This is a genomic window from Magnetofaba australis IT-1, assembly GCF_002109495.1.
GTDB classification, from domain to species: domain Bacteria; phylum Pseudomonadota; class Magnetococcia; order Magnetococcales; family Magnetococcaceae; genus Magnetofaba; species Magnetofaba australis.
This window is the reverse complement of sequence record NZ_LVJN01000016.1, coordinates 1-18,746: the sequence shown is the minus strand read 5'-3', so window position 1 is coordinate 18,746 and position 18,746 is coordinate 1. Positions and strand designations below refer to the sequence as shown.

The 18,746-nt window shown below is 59.7% G+C and carries 19 protein-coding genes and 1 pseudogene; 3 read left to right on the top strand and 17 right to left on the bottom strand.

Features of this window, described 5'->3' with window-relative positions; all coding sequences use genetic code 11:
* The first annotated feature begins 190 nt into the window (after positions 1 to 190).
* Positions 191 to 1,039: a zinc metalloprotease HtpX gene (htpX, locus tag MAIT1_RS05225; protein ID WP_085441252.1), complete on the top strand. Its 849-nt coding sequence runs from the start codon at positions 191 to 193 to the stop codon at positions 1,037 to 1,039.
* A 207-nt stretch (positions 1,040 to 1,246) separates the two neighbouring features.
* Here htpX and dsrE2 read toward each other — a convergent pair whose 3' ends face one another.
* On the bottom strand, positions 1,247 to 1,717 hold the full coding sequence (dsrE2, locus tag MAIT1_RS05220) for a sulfur carrier protein DsrE2 (protein ID WP_085441251.1): 471 nt from the start codon (positions 1,715 to 1,717) through the stop codon (positions 1,247 to 1,249).
* A gap of 17 nt (positions 1,718 to 1,734) precedes the next feature.
* Complete coding sequence (locus MAIT1_RS05215; protein WP_085441250.1) at positions 1,735 to 1,959, bottom strand: sulfurtransferase TusA family protein; 225 nt, start codon at positions 1,957 to 1,959, stop codon at positions 1,735 to 1,737.
* A gap of 247 nt (positions 1,960 to 2,206) precedes the next feature.
* Here MAIT1_RS05215 and MAIT1_RS05210 point away from each other — a divergent pair, with 247 nt between their 5' ends.
* On the top strand, positions 2,207 to 2,710 hold the full coding sequence (locus MAIT1_RS05210) for a hypothetical protein (protein WP_085441249.1): 504 nt from the start codon (positions 2,207 to 2,209) through the stop codon (positions 2,708 to 2,710).
* A 677-nt stretch (positions 2,711 to 3,387) separates the two neighbouring features.
* Here the strand turns inward: MAIT1_RS05210 and MAIT1_RS05205 are convergent.
* The 12 genes from MAIT1_RS05205 to flgK all read right to left on the bottom strand — a co-directional run bounded on the left by MAIT1_RS05205 (position 3,388) and on the right by flgK (position 15,821).
* Positions 3,388 to 4,431 carry an IS110 family RNA-guided transposase gene (locus MAIT1_RS05205; RefSeq protein ID WP_085441248.1) on the bottom strand — a complete coding sequence of 348 codons (1,044 nt, stop codon included), beginning with the start codon at positions 4,429 to 4,431 and terminating at the stop codon, positions 3,388 to 3,390.
* Positions 4,432 to 4,775: 344 nt separating this feature from the next.
* Positions 4,776 to 5,345 carry a DUF3576 domain-containing protein gene (locus MAIT1_RS05200; RefSeq protein WP_085441247.1) on the bottom strand — a complete coding sequence of 190 codons (570 nt, stop codon included), beginning with the start codon at positions 5,343 to 5,345 and terminating at the stop codon, positions 4,776 to 4,778.
* 207 nt (positions 5,346 to 5,552) lie between these two features.
* The gene (locus MAIT1_RS05195; protein WP_085441246.1) at positions 5,553 to 6,884 is read right to left on the bottom strand and encodes a hypothetical protein; all 1,332 of its coding nucleotides are present in this window, start codon (positions 6,882 to 6,884) and stop codon (positions 5,553 to 5,555) included.
* A gap of 971 nt (positions 6,885 to 7,855) precedes the next feature.
* Positions 7,856 to 8,221 carry a hypothetical protein gene (locus MAIT1_RS05190; protein WP_143814671.1) on the bottom strand — a complete coding sequence of 122 codons (366 nt, stop codon included), beginning with the start codon at positions 8,219 to 8,221 and terminating at the stop codon, positions 7,856 to 7,858.
* Positions 8,218 to 8,757, bottom strand: a complete 540-nt coding sequence (gene fliS, locus MAIT1_RS05185; RefSeq protein ID WP_085441244.1) for a flagellar export chaperone FliS — start codon at positions 8,755 to 8,757, stop codon at positions 8,218 to 8,220. Before fliS ends, MAIT1_RS05190 begins: the two co-directional genes overlap by 4 nt.
* A gap of 15 nt (positions 8,758 to 8,772) precedes the next feature.
* Positions 8,773 to 9,150, bottom strand: a complete 378-nt coding sequence (locus tag MAIT1_RS05180; RefSeq protein WP_085441243.1) for a flagellar export chaperone FliS — start codon at positions 9,148 to 9,150, stop codon at positions 8,773 to 8,775.
* Positions 9,151 to 9,248: 98 nt separating this feature from the next.
* Complete coding sequence (fliD, locus tag MAIT1_RS05175; RefSeq protein WP_085441242.1) at positions 9,249 to 10,667, bottom strand: flagellar filament capping protein FliD; 1,419 nt, start codon at positions 10,665 to 10,667, stop codon at positions 9,249 to 9,251.
* 51 nt (positions 10,668 to 10,718) lie between these two features.
* Positions 10,719 to 11,024 carry a flagellar protein FlaG gene (locus MAIT1_RS05170; RefSeq protein WP_198947804.1) on the bottom strand — a complete coding sequence of 102 codons (306 nt, stop codon included), beginning with the start codon at positions 11,022 to 11,024 and terminating at the stop codon, positions 10,719 to 10,721.
* A gap of 199 nt (positions 11,025 to 11,223) precedes the next feature.
* Positions 11,224 to 12,057, bottom strand: coding sequence for a flagellin N-terminal helical domain-containing protein (locus MAIT1_RS05165; RefSeq protein WP_085441240.1), 834 nt, complete (start codon positions 12,055 to 12,057; stop codon positions 11,224 to 11,226).
* 262 nt (positions 12,058 to 12,319) lie between these two features.
* Complete coding sequence (gene fliW / locus MAIT1_RS05160; RefSeq protein ID WP_085441239.1) at positions 12,320 to 12,808, bottom strand: flagellar assembly protein FliW; 489 nt, start codon at positions 12,806 to 12,808, stop codon at positions 12,320 to 12,322.
* Positions 12,809 to 12,839: 31 nt separating this feature from the next.
* Positions 12,840 to 14,060, bottom strand: coding sequence for a flagellin N-terminal helical domain-containing protein (locus MAIT1_RS05155; protein WP_085441238.1), 1,221 nt, complete (start codon positions 14,058 to 14,060; stop codon positions 12,840 to 12,842).
* Positions 14,061 to 14,081: 21 nt separating this feature from the next.
* Complete coding sequence (gene flgK, locus MAIT1_RS05150) at positions 14,082 to 15,821, bottom strand: flagellar hook-associated protein FlgK (RefSeq protein WP_158089324.1); 1,740 nt, start codon at positions 15,819 to 15,821, stop codon at positions 14,082 to 14,084.
* Positions 15,822 to 16,172: 351 nt separating this feature from the next.
* Between flgK and MAIT1_RS05145 the strand changes: the two genes are divergently transcribed.
* A complete protein-coding gene (locus MAIT1_RS05145) occupies positions 16,173 to 16,985 on the top strand; it encodes an inositol monophosphatase family protein (protein WP_085441236.1) in 813 nt (270 codons plus the stop codon).
* Between the two features lie 440 nt (positions 16,986 to 17,425).
* Here MAIT1_RS05145 and MAIT1_RS05140 read toward each other — a convergent pair whose 3' ends face one another.
* The 3 genes and pseudogenes from MAIT1_RS05140 to MAIT1_RS05130 form a co-directional block, all read right to left on the bottom strand.
* Positions 17,426 to 17,941, bottom strand: a complete 516-nt coding sequence (locus tag MAIT1_RS05140) for an arsenate-mycothiol transferase ArsC (RefSeq protein ID WP_085441235.1) — start codon at positions 17,939 to 17,941, stop codon at positions 17,426 to 17,428.
* A gap of 300 nt (positions 17,942 to 18,241) precedes the next feature.
* Positions 18,242 to 18,406 (bottom strand): annotated as a pseudogene (locus MAIT1_RS05135) (IS1 family transposase); the annotation flags it as partial.
* Between the two features lie 45 nt (positions 18,407 to 18,451).
* Positions 18,452 to 18,746 (bottom strand): integrase core domain-containing protein (locus MAIT1_RS05130; RefSeq protein ID WP_143814669.1); only part of this gene is annotated, 295 nt, incomplete at its 5' end.

Here is an 18,746-nt window from a genome sequence, read left to right as displayed (position 1 = left end):
CCTGGACCCTCGTTAGTTTTGCTTCTGAGCTTGTATGAAGATTCCACAGTATCTGTTTTTTATTTCGTTTCGCCTTAAGATTCGAAAAGAGAACGGAAACGTTTCACCGCACCGTTAAAGTGTACGAGGCGCCTGTTGCGCCTGTTCACTTCTCACGATCACTCTCGCACATGAGGTTGCGAAACCATCCATGAACGTAATCAAGACGTCGATTCTTCTGGCCGCAATGACCGCGCTGTTTATGGCGGCCGGGTATGCCATGGCGGGAGAAGGCGGCATGATGATCGCGTTGATCATCGCCGTGGCGATGAACTTCTTCGCCTACTGGAACAGCGACAAGATGGTGCTCTCCATGTATGGCGCGCAGCCGGTGGGTCCGCGTGAGGCGCCGGAGCTGTACAACATGGTGCAAGCGTTGGCCAAACGCGCCGGTCTGCCCATGCCCAAGGTCTATATCATCGACGACCCCAACCCCAACGCCTTCGCCACGGGGCGCGACCCGGAACACGCCGCCGTGGCCGCCACCACAGGCATCATGCGCATTCTCAGCCGCGAGGAGTTGGCTGGGGTGATGGCCCATGAACTGGCCCACGTGAAGAATCGCGACACGCTGGTGATGACGGTTTCCGCCACCATCGCCGGCGCGGTGACGATGATCGCCAATATGGCGCAATTCGCCGCCATTTTCGGCTCCAATCGCGACGAGGAAGAGGGTGGCGGCATGGGCGGCTTGGCGAGCATTGTGATGATGATTCTGGCCCCTATCGCCGCCTCACTGATTCAGATGGCGATCTCGCGTGCGCGGGAGTATCACGCCGACGCCACTGGGGCGCAGATTTGCGGCAACCCGCAGTGGCTGGCGAGCGCGTTGGATAAGTTACAGCGTGGCAATGAGGCGATTCCCAACCATACTGCGGAGGCGCATCCGGCAACGGCGCATATGTTTATCGTCAATCCGCTGCGTGGGGGGTTATCGAGCTTGTTCTCGACGCACCCGCCGATGGGTGAGCGCATTCGTCGTTTGTTAGGTATGCGGTAAAAGTGTTTGCGTGACGCAAGGCCGAGCCAGCGCTGACTATTCAGCCGCCGACTGGTCGGCGGCCCATGAGACAGCGCTGGCTCGGCCTTGCGTCACGCAAACACTTTTGCTCCTCGCCAACACGCAAAAAAGGCCCGGCAGTCGCCCGCCAGGCCTTTTTCGCATTCACAGACGCAGAGCTTACGCCCTGCAGCGTCCATCCACGCCTTAGATGTACAGCGTGATGTCCGCGTCGCCCGCCACTTCAAAGAAGCGCGCCGCACCAGCATACTCAACGCCGTCCAGCAGCTCTTCGTGTTTGAAGTCAAACAGGTCAACCGTCATCTGACAGGCAATCATGTTCACTTCGGACTCAATCGCCATCTCCATCAGGTCGTCGATGGAGGCAACGCCTTTGCCCTTCATCTTCGCCTTCATCATGGTGGTGGCCATCGCTTCCATACCAGGCAGGGCTTGCACCAGCACCGGCATGTCAACCGGCATCGGCATGGCGGGATTGCCCAGCGGGGAGATCTTCAGGTTGCGGTTTTTCTTCAGCACCTGGAGACCATAGAAGGTCCAGAAGATGTGAACCTCATAATCCAACGCCGCAGCCGTGGTGGCCAGAATCAGCGGGGGATAAGCCCAATCCAGGGTGCCTTTGGTGGCGATGATCGCCAGTTTCTTCTGGTCCGACATGGTCTACCTCCCTTTTCTTAGCACTTCTCGATTTCGTAGTAGAACACGTCGCCGTTCTCAGAAGCCTTCACCATCTTGTTGCCGGTCTGGGCGCAGAAGGACTCGAAATCTTTGGCGGAGCCGGGATCGGTCGCTTCGATAGCCAAAATCTGACCCGCGGTCATCTCTTTGAGAGCTTTTTTCGCGCGCAAGATGGGCAGGGGGCAGTTCAAGCCTTTGGCGTCCAACGTTTTATCTGCCATAGTTTCCTCTCCATAACAGTCTGTATCCGAGCAGCCCGCAACTGCGGACCTCAGTTTATTAGAAAAACAGGATACTCTCAAAGCTGCGTCAACGCACGGATTGATGCAAATTTTTTTTCTGTTTTGACACAACCCCGGCACAATGAAAAGATTCTGTTCTGGTATTCCAATTGCAGGCAGACTGTGTGGCGCGCACGCAGCGCCGGATTGCATGGCACAGCCCGAACAGCGCGGAGTTTGTGAGAATATGTTTAATTATATCATGGCTTTGGCGGTTTTAACCATCATCCTCTGGACGTTGGCGAAACTGCGCGATATCCGCGATCAAAAGAAGTCCGGCAAACTACCGACCGACGAATCCACCCTGCTGCTGGGCCTGTTTTATACCATCTCCAACGCCTGCGTAGCCTATTTTCGCGAACACGGCTGCTACCCACCGGTGGTCCATGGCGCCAATGACGGCCTCCTTGAGCGCGGCTATCTGGACAACGACGAGCTGGCGAGTATGACGCAATCCATGAAGCTGTTTAGCATCGTCATCTCCGATGTGAACGGTTTTGGCGTCTGTCTGGAGAACTGCACCGCCTCCATCACCGAAGAGATCATCAGCCGCGCCAAAACCTCCGGCAGTAAAGTGGTGTTCATGGACTTCAAGTCCGATCGCTTCGTCACCCTCACCCCGCCCATCAAGAACGACTTCATCAACCTCACCATTCCGCTGCCGCTGAAGCCCAAATCCATGGGCAAATAGGCGGGCGGCCCGCCATCAATCGTGATGACGGCGCCTTAGGCTCATGCCTGGACCTTGTCTCGCTGTTGATCTATAGCCATGCGAAACCAAAACTGCACACAACGGCCAATGTTTGCGTGACGTAAGTGAAGCTCGCGCTGACTATAGTCGCTAGCATTCAAAAGTGCACATATGGGCGCTGGAAGATTTCGAGGGCTCCGCCCTCGAGCTCCCAACATCAAAATCCAAACCGTGATTCGGGCAATCCATGGCCCTCACCCTTCGGGCTCGCTGCGCGAGTCCGATTCGGCAATCCTGCCGAATCGTGGGCGCTGCCCATGTATGGTCCGCTCCGCCATGTATGGTCCGCTCCGCCATGTATGGTCCGCTCCGCCATGTATGGTCCGCTCCGCCACGGCAAGAGAAAATGTCCACTGATGTGTGAGGCTTAGTCGCGCCCATGTATCCGGCCTGTTGATGAGGGGCTTGTCGCCCTCTGGCCCTGATGGAATTTGCGCGTGGCCCTCCTCAACACACCCTCGGCCTCTATGGGCCCTTGGGCGAAACAGGTTCTTGACCACGCAGGGCTATGCCGTTTCACGCCATCAATCTCGACTCTCTCTCGCAACCTGGCTGGTGGGATCTCTTTCTCTTTCCTTATCGGCCTGTTTTTCTTTTAGAGTTGTATTGCGCTCTCTCTACACAGCGGCGCTGGCCCCATAGGCCTCCTGCTTCACCAGCATCGCCCACGCGCTGCGCGCCATGCGGTTGGCCAGCGCCACCACTGCTCTATTTGCGCCGCGACGTTCCGACACCGACACTGCCCACTGGCTGCGGCGATCCGGCTTGTTTTCACACACGCGCAACGCCGCCCGCGCCCCATGGATCAACAGGGTGCGAAGATAACCATTTCCCCGTTTGCTGATCCCCGTCAGCCACGCCTTGCCCCCTGTGGAGTGCTGATTCGGAACCAACCCTATCCATGCCGACAGCTCCCGGCCATTCTTAAACGCCCGCACATCCCCCACCGACGCCAACAGCGCCGTCGCCGTGATCGGTCCCACTCCCGGGATCGTCATCAGCAATCGACACTGCGGCTCCGCCTTGGCCAGCGCCTCAATCTCACGCTCATATTTGCCGATGCGCTCATCCAAATGCGCCAGCTCATCGCGCTCATCCTCCAGAATTACGCGAAAATTGGCGCTCATTTCCGAGCTCTCATCACTCAAAATCAGCACAATCGCCCGCCGCGCCTGTTTGATGCTCTTGGGAAAGACAATCCCATACTCGGCAAGCAGTCCGCGAATCTGGTTCACCAACGCCGTGCGGTTCTTCACCGCCAGACTGCGTATCCGATGCAGCGACAATATCTCTTGCTGGGCAACGCTTTTGATCCCCACAAAACGCATATTCGGACGCTGTACCGCTTCGCAAATCGCCTCTGCATCCACGCTGTCGTTCTTGTGCCGCTTCACGTAGGGCTTCACATATTGCGGCGCCATCAAACGCACATCATGCCCATATCCCTGAAATTTCCGCGCCCAGTGATGCGCGCCGCTACTGGCTTCCATCCCCACCAGGCACGGCGGCAGTTGCGCCATGAACTCCAGTAACTTATCTCGTTTCAAGCGCTGTTTCAGAACGCTCTTGCCGCGCGCATCCACGCCATGCAACTGAAACACGCTCTTGCCCAGATCAATCCCCAGTACCCGTACCTGTCCGTTTTCGATATGATTGCTCATGGTCCGCTCCGACTCCGTTTAGATGGAAAAACACACCACCATCTTGGCCCATTGCGAGGCCGTTTGGGTAGCGGAGCGGACCATTCCATTACACCCGCTTAAGGGTCACAGACCCTATGACGATTTGGCAGGATGGCCAAATCGTCTGGGAGCCGCTGCCCCCAGCGGGGTGTGGGGCGGCGCCCCACGGTGTGGGTGTTGGGAGCTCGAGGGCGCAGCCCTCGATATCTTCCAGCGCCCATATGTTCACTTTTGAATGTAGCGACTCATAGCCATGCAAAACGGCCCTGGAGAGCTCTCCAGGGCCGTTTTGCATGGCTATGAATCAGGCTAAACAGCCAAACTCACATTTTGGTGATCTGAGAGTTCTTACGAATCCCTTTTTCAATCTGCGCGGCCATGCTCTCTTCAGCCGGTTGATCGATCCAGACATTCTGACGCAACACCTGCTTGAGCACCACCACACGCACCTCGCCATACGGCTCAACGCCGGAGACGCGAATGTTCAAACGATAACGCTTGGTGGGATCCGTCGGGTCAACCTTCCACTCGGTGGAGACAAACCCCGATTCGCGATTGGCGGTCTGGATGGGCAGCTCCATCACCATATCCAGCGCCCCGGAGAAGAGCTTGTCGCGACGGATATCCGCTGCGGTGAGCGCACGCCCGCCGCCCATGATGCCGCCGGAACCGAGGCTGAAGGTGCTTTGCTCGCCTTCATCGGCTTTGGACTGCACTTTCATCCAGTCCTCTTTGCCATCCTCAACCGCCTTTTTCTGGCCGAATTTGGCCAGCTTGTGTTTGTCCACCTGGTTGGAGGAGCGCCACAACTTGTTGGAACAGCCCGAAGCCGCCACAGAGAGGGAGATCCCCATCAACAGGGTCAAACAGATGCGCAAAATGCGACTTTGCATGACAGGCCAACCTTTCATTCTCAGCAGGCGAAATACAGAGATTTTGCAAACGGACAATAGCCCGACATTGTGACTGACGGCAGCCCGAAAGGGAAGGATCTAAGCAGTGAACGGATGAGCCGGAGAATTCCAGCGCAACACAAAAAAAACGGGGCCCGAAGGCCCCGTTTGGTACTGCAGTGCTGGATCAACCGATCAAGCGAAGTATTAGAACTTCATCTTGATGGTGGCTTCCAGGATGTGCATCTCGTCGATGCTGGTGGTGCCGACAGCGGAACCGGACTGAGGATCCACATAGGCGCCGAACAGACCGAAGGTGGTGTCGGTGTCGATCTTGGTGGCCGCACCGATGCTGCCGCCCCAAGCCGCGTCGCTCACGTCTTGGTTGGTGGTGTAGCCGGTGGGACGATCTTCAGCCAGAGCAGCGTAGTCCAGGTGCGGGGTGATGGTCCACGCGCCAGCTTTCACGCTCAGACCAGCGCCGATGCCCCACATGTTTTTGGTGGCGTTGGACAGCAGGCCAGCGGAACCGGTGGCGGCGGCAGCCCAGTTGCCCATCAGGTCTTGACCGCCAGGACCGCCGGTGTCCCAGGTCTTGGACCACACGGTGTTGTCGTTGGTCACGGAGTCGAAGTCTTCGTCACCGTAGAAGGCATAGCCGCTCCAGGAACCGAAGCCGGTTTTGCCCTTGGCGCGCAGACCAACCAGGAAGCCGTTGGCATCCCAGGTGCCGCTCACGCTGTTGGCGGTGGGGGTGACGCCGCTGAAGCCATCTTCGTAGACGATGGTGCCGGTCAGGTCGATGCCGCCCATGGCGCCATTCAGGGTCAGAGCCAACCAGAAGTTGTTGACGTCGTCGGTGGCCACGGTGTTGATGGTGGTGCCCAGGGTCGAACCGTAGTCGGCATCCAGGTAGGCGCCGGTCAGCTGCCAGTTGACGGAACCGGCTTTACCCAGCAGCGACAGGGCGTACAGGTCGGCGTCGTCTTGGTTGGCGGGGGTGGCGCTGGCGGTGGTGGAGGAGGCGCTGCCTTCTTCAGCCTTCACACCGGCCAGGATGGCGGTCACGTCGCCGAAGGACTTGGCCAGCAGCCAGGTGCCGAAAGCGGTGGCGTCATGCTCAACCAGGATGCTGTCGTTCAAGGAGATGGGCATCTCACCAACTTTCACGCCCACGCCCCAAGCTTCGGTCTCCAACCAGCCCTGACGGATGGACCAGTCGTTGCCGGGGGTGGAGGCGGTGCCGATGGCGTCGGTCACGGTGCCCAGGTCAGCGGAGCTGATCAGGTTGGAGTTCAGGGGACGGAACACCAAGTGAGCGTGGGTCTTGGGGCTGGCGATGAAGTCCATCTTGATGTTCAAGCGATGGTACATCGCAGCGATGTCTTTGGCGTTGCCGGTTTCGGTGGTGATGTTGCTGTCGGCGCTGATGCCACGGAACATGTAGTAACCACCCATTTTCACTTCGCCGGCGTCGGCGGAGGGAGCGGCGACCACGGCGGCCATGGCGGCGGCGCCCAGAATCAGACCTTTTTTCATTGCTATCATCTCCAGTTTAAGCGTAATTGCGGCGGCTTTTGTTCGCCTTCCCGCAAGGGATCAGCACTTTCATATGGCTGACAAGATACACGGTGCGTTGCGAAAAATCAACAGCGAGTTGCAAAAAAACAACGAAAACTTCTAGAGCAGGAGGCGTGCCAAATATAAATTTGTCACCTATCCATAAAAAACACCACATAAACAATTATTTAATCATACGACCAGGTGTTGCATTTTTACATCACCTGGATGGAAGGGCAAATTTTCCCCCGGCAATAATCGCCGTTTTGCGCAACATATTGACAGCATCGTCAGTTCAATGACGACCCTTGATCGCTTTTGACGCCGCCCCGCGCCGCCTCGATTCGGCGGAAATTCTCCCCGCCGCCCCGCGCCGCCCCCAATACAGTGATGCAAAAAGATCACACTGCCGACAATCACGCCGCTTGGCGCAATGGTCAGTCGAAAAATCAACCACCCCGCTGCAAGCAGCGGGGTATGAACTCGAGAGGGTCATAACGGCGCTTACCGCCTAGCGGCGACAAGAGCCGTAGATCATTTTCTTTTTCAACGCAGCAAGCTGCGGGGAATTGGACCCTTAGAGATTGAACATTGGCGATTTTGAGAATGGAAGATATCGAGGGCTTTGCCCTCGAGCTCCCAAGATCAACAGCCACACCGTGATTCGGGCCATCCCTGTCCCTCACCCTTCGGGCTCGCTGCGCGAGTCCGATTTGGCGTTCCTGCCAAATCGTGGGCGCCGCCCACACCCGCTGGGGCCGCAGGCCCCAGACCCCGCCGTCGGCCAGCCGACGGCCAATAGTTAGCGCAAGCTGTACCTACGTCACGCAAACATTGGTCGTCCTGTGCGGTTTTGGTTTCGTATGGCGACAGGAGAGCGCATAAAAAACGCCGCGCAACCTCTAAACGAGGCGCGCGGCGTTGAGATCCAACCAGCGCTTGATATGCGCTTAAACTTTATGACTGACGCAGGTGGCGTGATCGCGCTGAATGCCGTAACCGGTCATGGCTTGAAAACGGCGATTCTCCTGCCCCATCTGATCCGACACGCGGGCTTTATACGCACGCAACGTGCGCATGGCCGGAGCGATGCGCGCCAGAATGTCCCGCGCGCGCTTCTCCAACAACTCCCGCTCCAGACCAGCCAGTTCGGTGTCGGACAGACGCGTGGTCAACTGCAAGGAGGCTTCGCTCCACAACCGGGGCAAACTCTCCAATCGCGCATCGTCGAGAGACTCGGGGGCGTCGACTTCATCGAGCATGCGCTCCAGATCCCCCAGCGCCGGACACTCCAGCAGGGCGTCCATGGCGCTCACAGGGTGCGCGTGGTCAAGGTGGGCCGCACCGCCGCGCCGCCCGCCGCCGGTTGCGCCGCGCCATAAGCTTTGGGCTTGTTGGCGCCGCCCGCTTTCATCACCGCCGACGAGTTGGCCGCCACCGCCTGGCCTTGACCGGCCATTGCGGCTTGCAACCCGCCCTGGGACTTGACTTGACGCACGGCGTCGCGCCAACCATCCAACAACACGGTGAGCATCTGAATCACGTCTTGAATCGGCTGCTCTTCCTTTTTGACGTTGGCTTTGGTCAGCGAGTCAAGCATGAAGTTATACAGCTCGAACAGCTGCACCGCCAATTGGCCGCCCTTGTCGAAGTCCAGCGTGTTCTGGAGTTCGCTGATGATGGCGGAGGCCTTTTGCAAAAAGGTCTTGTGCTCGGCCAGACGGCCATCGCGCTTCTCTTGGAGCGAGCGCTCCAGGAACCGAATCGCTCCCTCATACAGAAGAATCAACAGATCTTCACGAGAGGCGGTATTGGCCCGGGAGCTTTTGTAACTGCGAATCCCGTACGACATGACGCGCGTCCTCCCTTAACGGTCGAGCAGCGGTTGGGCGCCTTTCCAACCTTCCAGAAGGACGCCGAGTTGATGAATCACCGGTCCCAGAGGATCGGCGGCGACGGTGGCGCGAGCCTTGTCGATGCTCTCAATCATGAACGCATACAAGTCACGCAGGTGGCGGGTCACTTCAACACACGCCTCCACATCCAGCGTACGCTGGAACTCCTCAATAATGCGACGCGCGCGCCCAAGGGGTTCGGAGAAATCCTCCCGCCCGTCCTGCAAACGCTGCTGCGCCTCTTGCAGGAATTGAATCGCGCCCTCATACAGACGAATGAGCACATCCAGTTGATCGAGCAAGCCGCTACCGCCATTGGCGCCGCTATCGGCAAATCGCATCTGGTCCATGGTTCTCTTCCATCAAGCCCACTGGTGGCGTTGTCCCAAACGCGCGTTGCACAACAACCAAAGCGCGCTCACCGTCCGCCGTTTATCCAAACCCGCTCTTAACCCAACGCCTGTGACAGCGAAGACTGCGTCGCCTGCATCTGGGACATGAGCTGCTCAAGACTGGTGAATTTCTTGTTCAAACGATCGCGCACCTTCTCCAAACGCATGGTTTCGCGATCGATGCTGCTATCCAAAGAGGCCAGCCGCGCGGCCAGGGCATCGTTCTTACCGCCAAAGGCGCTGCTGTCGGTGCCGCTTTGGGTCAGCGTGTCGATCAGATCCTCCAACCGGTGCGCCAGACCCTCATTGGCGCCCGCAGTGGCGAAGGCCGAGGAGTTGGAGGCGTCCGGGGTGGAGGTGAACAGATCGGCAATGGAGTTGAAACCATTGGCCACCGCTTCTTCAAAAGCGGAGGTGTCCAGCTCCAGCAGACCGGATTTGGCGTTGGTGCGAATGCCGATCTCCGCCGCCCGCGTATAGGTGGACAGGTCGCCATAAGGCGACGTGGAGCTGCTGGTCTTGGTGTTGAACTCGTTGCGAATCTGCGCAACGGTGCTACGCGCCAACGAATCGCCCTGGAACTGATCCGGATTGTTGCTGATGAACGACTGAATCTCGTTGAACGAATCGATAAAGCCCTGGATGTTCTCCTTGAGCGTATCGGAGTCGTTGGCCACGGTGACGGTGAACGAGCCGGTGGCTTCCAAGTTCAGCGTCAGACCGGAGAGCACGTCGCTGGCGGCGTTGCTGTCGCTGGTCACGGCGATGCCGTCTACGGTCATGGTCGCGTCTTGACCGGCCACGCTGTTGGTCCAGTCGGCGTTGGCCAGGGAGTTGCCGCTGTCGAACGCCAGCGCGTTGACCCCGGAGACGTCGATGCGCGACGCGCCGCTATTGGTGCCGCTATCCATCGCCTGCAACACCAGACGATAGTTGGTGCCATCATACAGCACGCTGGCGCTCACCCCCTCGGTGGTGGTGGAGTCGCCGTCGTCATAATCGAGGGCGGCGATGCGCTCGGCGATGGTGGCCAGGGTGTCGCCGGCTTGCAAGCTGGCGGTGTAGTTGGTCCCGTTATAGCTGAAGACAAAGCTGGTGTCCGCCGTGAGGGTGTCGGAAACGCTGGTCAGGGCCGCACCGGACACATGGGTGTCGTGGGTGGCCAACTGCGTCACGTTGACGGAATGGATAGCCGCCACCGCATCGCTGCTGGCGGTGACCGTCAACTTGTCCTCATCGGAGGTGCTGGCCGTATGCGGGCGGAAGTAGGACTCCTCCTGCATCTCTTCGGCCTTGCTCTGAAAACTGAGCAGCTTGGACTTGAGCTCAGAAAAGGCGCTTTGCGTCGCGCTGACCTGGCTGCGTTTGGTCTGCAACGAGCTCAGGCGCGTCTGCTCGGCCTGCATCAATTGATCAACGATATCTGACGGCAATCCGCTCGCCAGTCCGCCGAAAGTCACGCTCCCGGTTGTCATGTCACTCTCCCTTGCGCTTCGATATGACGACGCCGAGGCAAACGCAGTGCGTTATGCTTGAGCGTCGAAGAGCAGGCCATCCCAGTCCTGCATCCGTTTGGCGAAATTCACCATCTCTTCGCTGGGGATCTGACGAATCACCTCATCGGTTTCGCGATCCACCACCCGCACCACCACGTCTTCGGTCTCCTCTTCGATGGAGAACTGCAGACGGGTGAAGCCATTGACTGCGCGCTGCGCCTGCTCCACCGCTTGTTCCAACGCCGCGCGACCCGGCGTTTGGGACTCCGCTCTTGATGGCGGATTGGTGGAAGCAGACGCGGTCGTCGAGCTTGCGCTCGCGCGACCAGACCGCATGCCGTGCTCAGCGGGTGGAGCCGGGGGGCGCGTCAAATCACCGGCGCGCGGCCCGGCATGATATGACAATTCCATGGCGCCAAGAGTATTGATCATGGCTGCCCCCTCTGTGTTCCTTGGAGCGACCCGATGGCCGCTCCCATCCACTGCGATTGCTTAACCGACGGCCCCGCTTAACCCGCGAGGGCCGTCGCGTCTTTTAACCCAGCAGCTGCAGCGCCAACTGAGGCTGCTGATTGGCCTGCGCCAACACCGCCGTGCCCGCCTGTTGCAGAATGGCGTTTTTGGTCAAATCGGCGGTTTCGGAGGCGATATCGGCGTCCATGATGCGCGAACGCGAGGCCGACATGTTCTCCACAATGTTCGACAGGTTGTTGATCACCGCTTCGAACCGGTTCTGCACCGCGCCCAGGCTCGCCCGAATGTCGGCGATGCTGTCCAGCGCCTGGTCGATTTGACGCAGCGCGGAGTTGGCCCCGTTGGTGGTGCTGATGGTCACAACCGGGTTCCCCGTGGTGTTGGAGAACAGATGGTTGATCGACGCCCCGGTGATGGTGATGGAGATCTTCTGCCCGGAGAACGCGCCCACATGGAAGTTCTGCGCCGTGTAGGTGCCGTCGAGCACTTTGAGTTTGTTGAACTCGGTGTGCTCGGAGATCCGGGAGACCTCCGACAACAACTGGTTGACCTCTTTTTGCAGATTCTCGCGGTCATCCGAGTTATAGGTGGAGTTGGCCGCCTGCACCGCCAGTTCGCGGATGCGCTGCAACGCGTTGGTGGTCTCCTCCAGCGCGCCTTCAGCCACCTGCGCCACCGAAATGCCGTCATTGGCGTTGCGGATCGCTTGGTTCAGGCCGCGAATCTGCGAGGTCATGCGCTGGCTGATCGCCAGACCCGCCGCGTCGTCCTTGGCGGTGTTGATACGCAGACCCGAAGACAGACGCGCAAAGGTCTTGCCCAGGGTGCTGCTGGATTTCATCAAACTGCGCTGAGCATTCAGCGAGGCGACGTTTGTGTTAATATACAAAGGCATCGTCCGTTCCTCTCTTCACTAATGCGGGGTTCGCCCCGTCACATCCATACCGGATTTTTTTGGACCGCTGGTGAGCGGTTTTGGCCACGTCCCTGGCCCGCGCTTGGGTTGTTCGCTTTACCGGATCAACCCTACCCCGGAAGGCCGCGTCTGCATTACGCTGATTTCATGACGCTCCCTCCGAGTGCGCGGGGCCGGAGCGGACTCCGGTTGACGGTGGCAATGGTCGTGTCGCCGGAACCATCGCACTTCCCCAAATCGCTTATCGGCCTCCGGCGGCCCGCCCTGAACGTTTTTCTTGCGTGCGTTCGCGCAAACTAGCGCGCATCGACTCGGGGATGAGCGGCTGACGCGGCGAGTACTGCTTGCACAGCACCTGTTTGCCTTGTCGATTGGCCACGTTCACCACCACCGGCCCCGCCAGATTGGTGCGCATCTCCTCTGGACGCCCCTCGGGGATCGTCACCAAGGTGAAGATCTCCACATCCTCGCTGCGCGCCAGCGACAGCGAAGCGGCGTCGTCATCCTCCACGGCGAACTCCAGATCCGCGAAGAACTCGAACGGGTTGATGACGATAAACGCGATCTCCGGTTCATCGACCGATTGCAGCCAGAAGAACGAAGAATCATCTCCGTACGGGAACAGCAGGAACCGCTTTGACAGCGGGAATCCCAGCAGGCCCTCATTGAGATAGATGATTTCGTTCTCGTCGAACTCCAGTTCTCCGAAGCGTGTTCCCTGAATTTCCATTGATATTCTCCACAACTCCAACGAAAACGGCCTACCGGATAAAATCGAGCAGAGACGTGTCAAGAACTTGCCGCTCGCTCACCGTCATGATCTGCATAGCCTGAGACGTCTCCTGCAGACGGCTCATGACCTCAAAGATATCGACCTCAATGTTCAAGGCCTTTGTCTCTTCCAAAATCAGCTGGTCGTCGGTCAACGTGGTGTTGACGGACTCCATCAGAACGTTGCGCACGCCGGTGATGGCTTGCAGATCCGACATCTGCGCGCGCGCCTCCTGAACCGGACTCAACCAGGCGGAAACCTCCTTGTAGTCTCCGCGCAGCAGCGCCCCCTCCAGCCCGGCCAGGGTCCCCAATGCGTTGACGCCCCGACCATTCCCAGCGCCTTCAATCACTTCGTCGCCGGTCACATTGCCTTCAAACTTCTGATTGGAGGCGACCCGCACCTCCCGGTCCTTGGCGCCGCCCTGATAGCTGGGCACCACTTCAAAGAAGAGGGCCTGCTTATCGCTGGGCGCCGAATTGACCGTCAAGCTCATGCCATCGCCCAGATCCAACGTCTGTGGGTAGGCGCCCTCCTCAACGTCGGTAAGGTCCACACCGTTGACATTGAGCTTGTACACATTCGTTGCAAGCGCGGCGCCAGTATCGTCGGTGGTGCGATAAGTCACCTTCACCGAGCTGGGAACCGACGGCGCGCCCACAGTGGAGTCATACGCGGCGGTAAACTGCGTGGTATCGGCCAACGTCATGCCGTCGCTGCTGCCATCGGTCCAACTGTGCACCGGCGTGGTGGACAAATTTGCCGCATCGAACGGCAGATTCGTACGCGAACCGCCAAACAGCGGCACCCCATCGAGCTGCGAGTTGGCGTTTTTCAACACGTCGTCATACAGCGCCCGCGCTTTGCGCGAGGCGGCGGTGAACACATCCGGATCGCCCGCGGCGATGGAGTTGCCCAACTGCAGGACCAGGTCCTGCGCATCCAAATATTTGTCGTGCATATCGCCCAACGCGGTTTCGGCGTGCTTGAAGCGCTCGGCCGCCAGCGAGGTGGTGCGCGACATGCTCTCCACCTGCGACAGATCGTTGGACAGCAGCAGATCGCGGAACGCCGCCATCGGATCATCCGACGGTTTATTGGCGTGTTGCGAAGTGAGCGACTGCTCCTGGACCGTCGCCATATTGCGATACTGGTCCTGCAGGGCCGAGACACTGGCCCGATAGAGTGACGCCTGGGTAACGCGCAGCATGATGACGCCCCTTTACGTTCGTTAAACCATGTTGAGGAGGGAGTCGAACAGCGAGTCGGCCGTCGACACCATCTTACTGGACGCCTGGAAGGCGCGCTGGAAGCGCATCAGATCGGTCAGCTCCTCCTCCAGGGAGATGCCGGAGATCGAATCGCGCACGTTCTGCATGAAGTCCTGCGCCGCCTGCTGAGAGGAGAGCGACTCTTCATTGCGTTGCTGTTCGGCGCCGATTTGACCCACCACCGAGGCGTAGTGGCCGCTGATGGTGCGGCTCTCGCCAAACAGCGTCACCGACATGTCGCGCACATCGGCGATAGCCAAAGCGCCGTCGTTATTGGCGTCGTCAAAGGTGTAGCCGCCATTGCCGTCGGACTGCAGGCGCGCCACCGGCAGTTGCCGATAGTCGCCGGTGAGGGTGTCGGAGACGCCCATGTCGGCGGCGTCCTGACCGGTGAAGATCACGCCGATGCCCAGCGCCGCCATGGCGTTGCTGGTGTCGGAGACCACGCCATAACCGTCGGTGGAGGTGATCACCACGCGGTTGTTGCTGATGCTGGCGTCCACTGCGGTGGAGTCGTTGAGCGCGGTGACGATCTCATTGATGGTCATGCCGGCGGTGATGGTCACCGTCTCAGCGGTCAGACCGTCGGGCCCGGCGCCATAGGCCAGGGTGATGGTTCCATCGACGATGCGGCTCATGTCCGGCGGCGGCGGATTGGTCAGATTGGTCGCCAGGGAGTCCACCGCGGTGTCCAACTGCGTGCCCAGATCAAAGGCGCCGGTCTGGCTGGTGTAGAGGCTGGGCCCCACCGACTGCGCGGCGGCAGCGTTGATCTGAAAACGCAGCTCATCGACGATGCTCTCCAACTGCGTGGAGACGCCGTCGGTTCCGTTGATGATCTGGTCGCGCACCTCCAGCAGACCCGCCAGCTCGCCGCTGGTCAAAGAGCCGCTGATGTCGCCGGATTTGCCATTGATGGTAATGGAGTTGAATCCGGTAGCGGTGTCCAGCGCGCCGCGGCTGAGGGTGGCGGAGAAGTCGTGGTCCAACAGCAGCTCGCCGGAGGCGGTCTGAATGTTGAGGGTGCCGTCGCCATTCTCCAGCACCTGCACGTCGATCAACTGCGACAGCTCCAGCACCAGTTGCTGCCGGGTGTCTTTCAGATCCAACGCTTCGTTGGGGCTCTGCTCGCGCAGCAGGATCGAATGATCCACATCGCGCAGATTGGCCAGCTTGTTATTGATGTTGGCCAACATCTCATTGATCTCTTCGTCAATGGGCATGGCGATGCTGCCCAGGGAGTCGGCCATATTGTTGACGTACTGGGCCAACTGACGACCGTTGCCCACCACCGAGGCGCGTCCAGCGGCGTTGGTGGGGTTGTCGGCCAGATTGTTGGCTTCGCTGAAGAACTCCTCCAGACGGGTGGACAGGCCATCGCCGTCCAGTTCGTTGAACACATCTTCAACCAGAGTCAGGTAGCGGTTGCGCGCTTCCAGGCGCCCCAATTCGGAGGTGCCCAGTTGCAGACGATTCTCCACCAGGGTGTCCACCGAACGGGTGACGTCGGCGATGCGCACGCCGCTGCCGGCCTGGGCCAGCGCCGAACCGCGCGCGCCGGGCTCCGCCGTCAAGGCGATGGTCTGCCGCGAGTAGCCGGGCGTATTGACGTTGGAGATGTTGTTGGAAACCGCCTGCAATGCAGACTGGTTTGCAAACAATCCCAACTTCGACACGTTTAATAGACCGTTGATGCTCACGGCAAATCCTCTTGGTTGAGTGCGCCCGCCAACCGCGTTGCGGGTCCGTCGCCCAGATAAGAGCATGCGCCATGCCAACCCCGAGAAAATGCCGGATGAAACAATTTTGTTTCTGTAATTGCAGCGTTTTTTGAACTGTCCCAGACGCCCATGGGGGCCTTGTCGCAGACCGTCCCGCCGCCAGCGCCCCCAGGCGACGGCGCTTTTTCCCCGCGCCGGGCAAATGTTGCCGCCGCCGGGCGCAGGGTGGTAATGTCTGGCCTCTGCCCGCACGCTGCCGTGCGGGTCCGCCGCTTTCGCCACACGCCGCGCGGCGCGCAACGCCGTCGGCCTCTCTTTGGAATATGCGCCATGAATCTTTCCCCCGTCCTCTCCGTGGCCATTCGCGCCGCCCGCTCCGCTGGCCGCATCGCCGCGCGCCACTTCGATGAACGCCACCGCCTGGAGGTGCATGAGAAGGCGCCCATGGATCTGGTCACCAGCGCCGACATCGCGGTGGAGCGGGAGCTGATCGAACAATTGATGCGCGCCTATCCCGACTACGCCATCCTCGCCGAGGAGAGCGGACGTCACGACAATCGCAAGGCCAAAGGGTGGCAGTGGATCATCGATCCCATTGATGGCACCGCCAACTTCGCCCACGGCATGCCGCACTTCGGCATCTCGGTGGCGCTGGCCAAGGATGGCGAGGTGCAGGCGGGGTTGGTGTTCGATCCTCTGCGCGATGAGCTGTTCGTGGCCGAGAAGGGGCGCGGCGCGTTCCTCAATGACCGCCGCATTCGCGTCAGCGACGAGACCCGCCTGGCCCATGCGCTGTTGGCCACCGGTTTTCCGTTCCGCAAGCCCAAGCTCAAGGAGCCCTATTTGAAGGCGTTCGCCGCCATGCTGCAGCAGACTGGGGAGTTGCGCCGCGCAGGCAGCGCGTCACTGGATCTGGCCTATGTGGCCGCCGGACGCTATGACGGCTACTTCGAAATGCGGCTGTCGCCATGGGATATCGCCGCCGGCGTGCTGCTGGTGACCGAGGCGGGCGGCTTTGTGACGGATCTGAACGGCGGCAACGCCTATTTGACCAGCGGCGATGTAGTGGCGGGCAGTCCGGCGATGCAGCCGCAGGTGCTTGACGCCCTGCGCGCAGTGGATCTGCATCGCGTGATTGGCTGAGCGTTCGGATAGATAGTCAGTCGAATTCAAAATTGGACATTGGCGATTTTGAATATGGAAGATATCGAGGGCGTTGCCCTCGAGCTCCCAAGATCAACAGCCACACCGCGGGCTCCGCCCTTTGATTGTTGATACGGCTTCGCCTGGGGCCGCTGGGGGCGCGGCCCCCAGACGATTCGGCAGGATTGCCGAATCGGACTCGCGCAGCGAGCCCGAAGGGTGAGGGCCATGGATGGCCCGAATCACCCCGCCGCCGACTGGTCGGCGGCCCATAGTCAGCGCAAGCTCAATCTACGTCACGCAAACATTGAGCGCTTTGGATTTGTGACATTCTGACTTCAAGTGACGATAGGAACCCGGTCAGGGGGGAGGTCTGGAGGGGGGGCTTCCCCCCTCCAGCCATCTGTCCGCCGCAGGCGGACGCGATTTTTTTTGGCGATCTAGGCGGTCTCGGCCTGCTCGCTGATGGCGCGCAGATGGCGCTGAATGCTCAGATGGTCGATGGAGGCCAGCGGCAGATTGACGAACACCGTGATGCGGTTCCACAGCATGCGGTAGGCGTCGGCGAAGGCGGCGCCCTGCTCGGCGTCATCGTCATCCGTCAACACCGGGTCGGGGATCTCCCAATGGGAGGTGATGCTCTGCCCGGGCCAACCGGCCACCATCTCGCCATGGGCCTCGTCGCTCAGGGTAAACACGAAGTCGAACGCCAGCGGCGGCTCCGCCTCGGTGAGCTCCCGCCAGTGTTTGGGCCGCAGCCCGGCGACGTCATACTTCAGATTGCGCAGCCACTGCAGCGCCATGGGGTGGGCCGCGTCCGCCGGATCGACTCCGGCGCTGTAGGCGCGAAAACGCCCCCGCCCCTCCCGCTGCATAATGCGTTCGGCCATCAGGCTGCGCGCCCGATCATGCAGCCCCAGAAACAGCACGCGATAGACGGTCCTCTCCTGCGCCATAACGGCTCTCCTTCACGCAGTCAACGATATACTCAGTCGAATTCAAAATTGGATATTGGCGGCGATGAAAGATATCGAGGGCTTTTGCCCTCGAGCTCCCAGCGACCAAACCTTGGGGCTCTGCCCCAAACCCCGCTGGGGGCGCGGCCCCCAGACCCCGCCGCCGACTGGTCGGCGGCCAATAGTCAGAGCAAGCACAAGCTGCGTCACGCAAACATTGGCCGTTTTATGCAGTTTTAGTTTCGATTGACTATAGTTGCTAGCATTCAAAAGTGGGTAGTGGCTCCGTTTAGCTGATCACTATATTTCCAGACCAAACTCGTAGCGGTTGATAAACAGGCCAATGACCGTGTCGTGCATCACCTCGCATTTGGAGAAGCAGATGGTCTTTCTGGCCAGTCGCTTGATGCGAGTGCGCCAAGTCAGATGCTTGCGCTCAATACGCTGAGTGTTGCGCTTGCCTGTGCTGGTTCAGCGGAAACATGACAACCGTCTAAACCAAAATATCAGTTAGCTGTTCGCCTTTTCAGCCATTTTTTGGGATGGCTGAAAAGACTGCTTTTGGTGCGTCGTCCGACGCCGTTCTCTGGCCGCCTCAAGCTTTTCATCTCGTTCGGCCAGGATCTGCACATGCCGCCCTTCCAGGCGATCCTGTGGGGTGACGTAGTCGATGGCGCTATGGAGCCGCCGGGTGTTGTAATGCTCGACGTACTTTCCCACAACCCGTTGGGCATCTTCCAGCGATAATGGCGTCTGAGGCCGAATGCACTCACGCTTCAAACTACCGTGAAAACGCTCCAGTTTT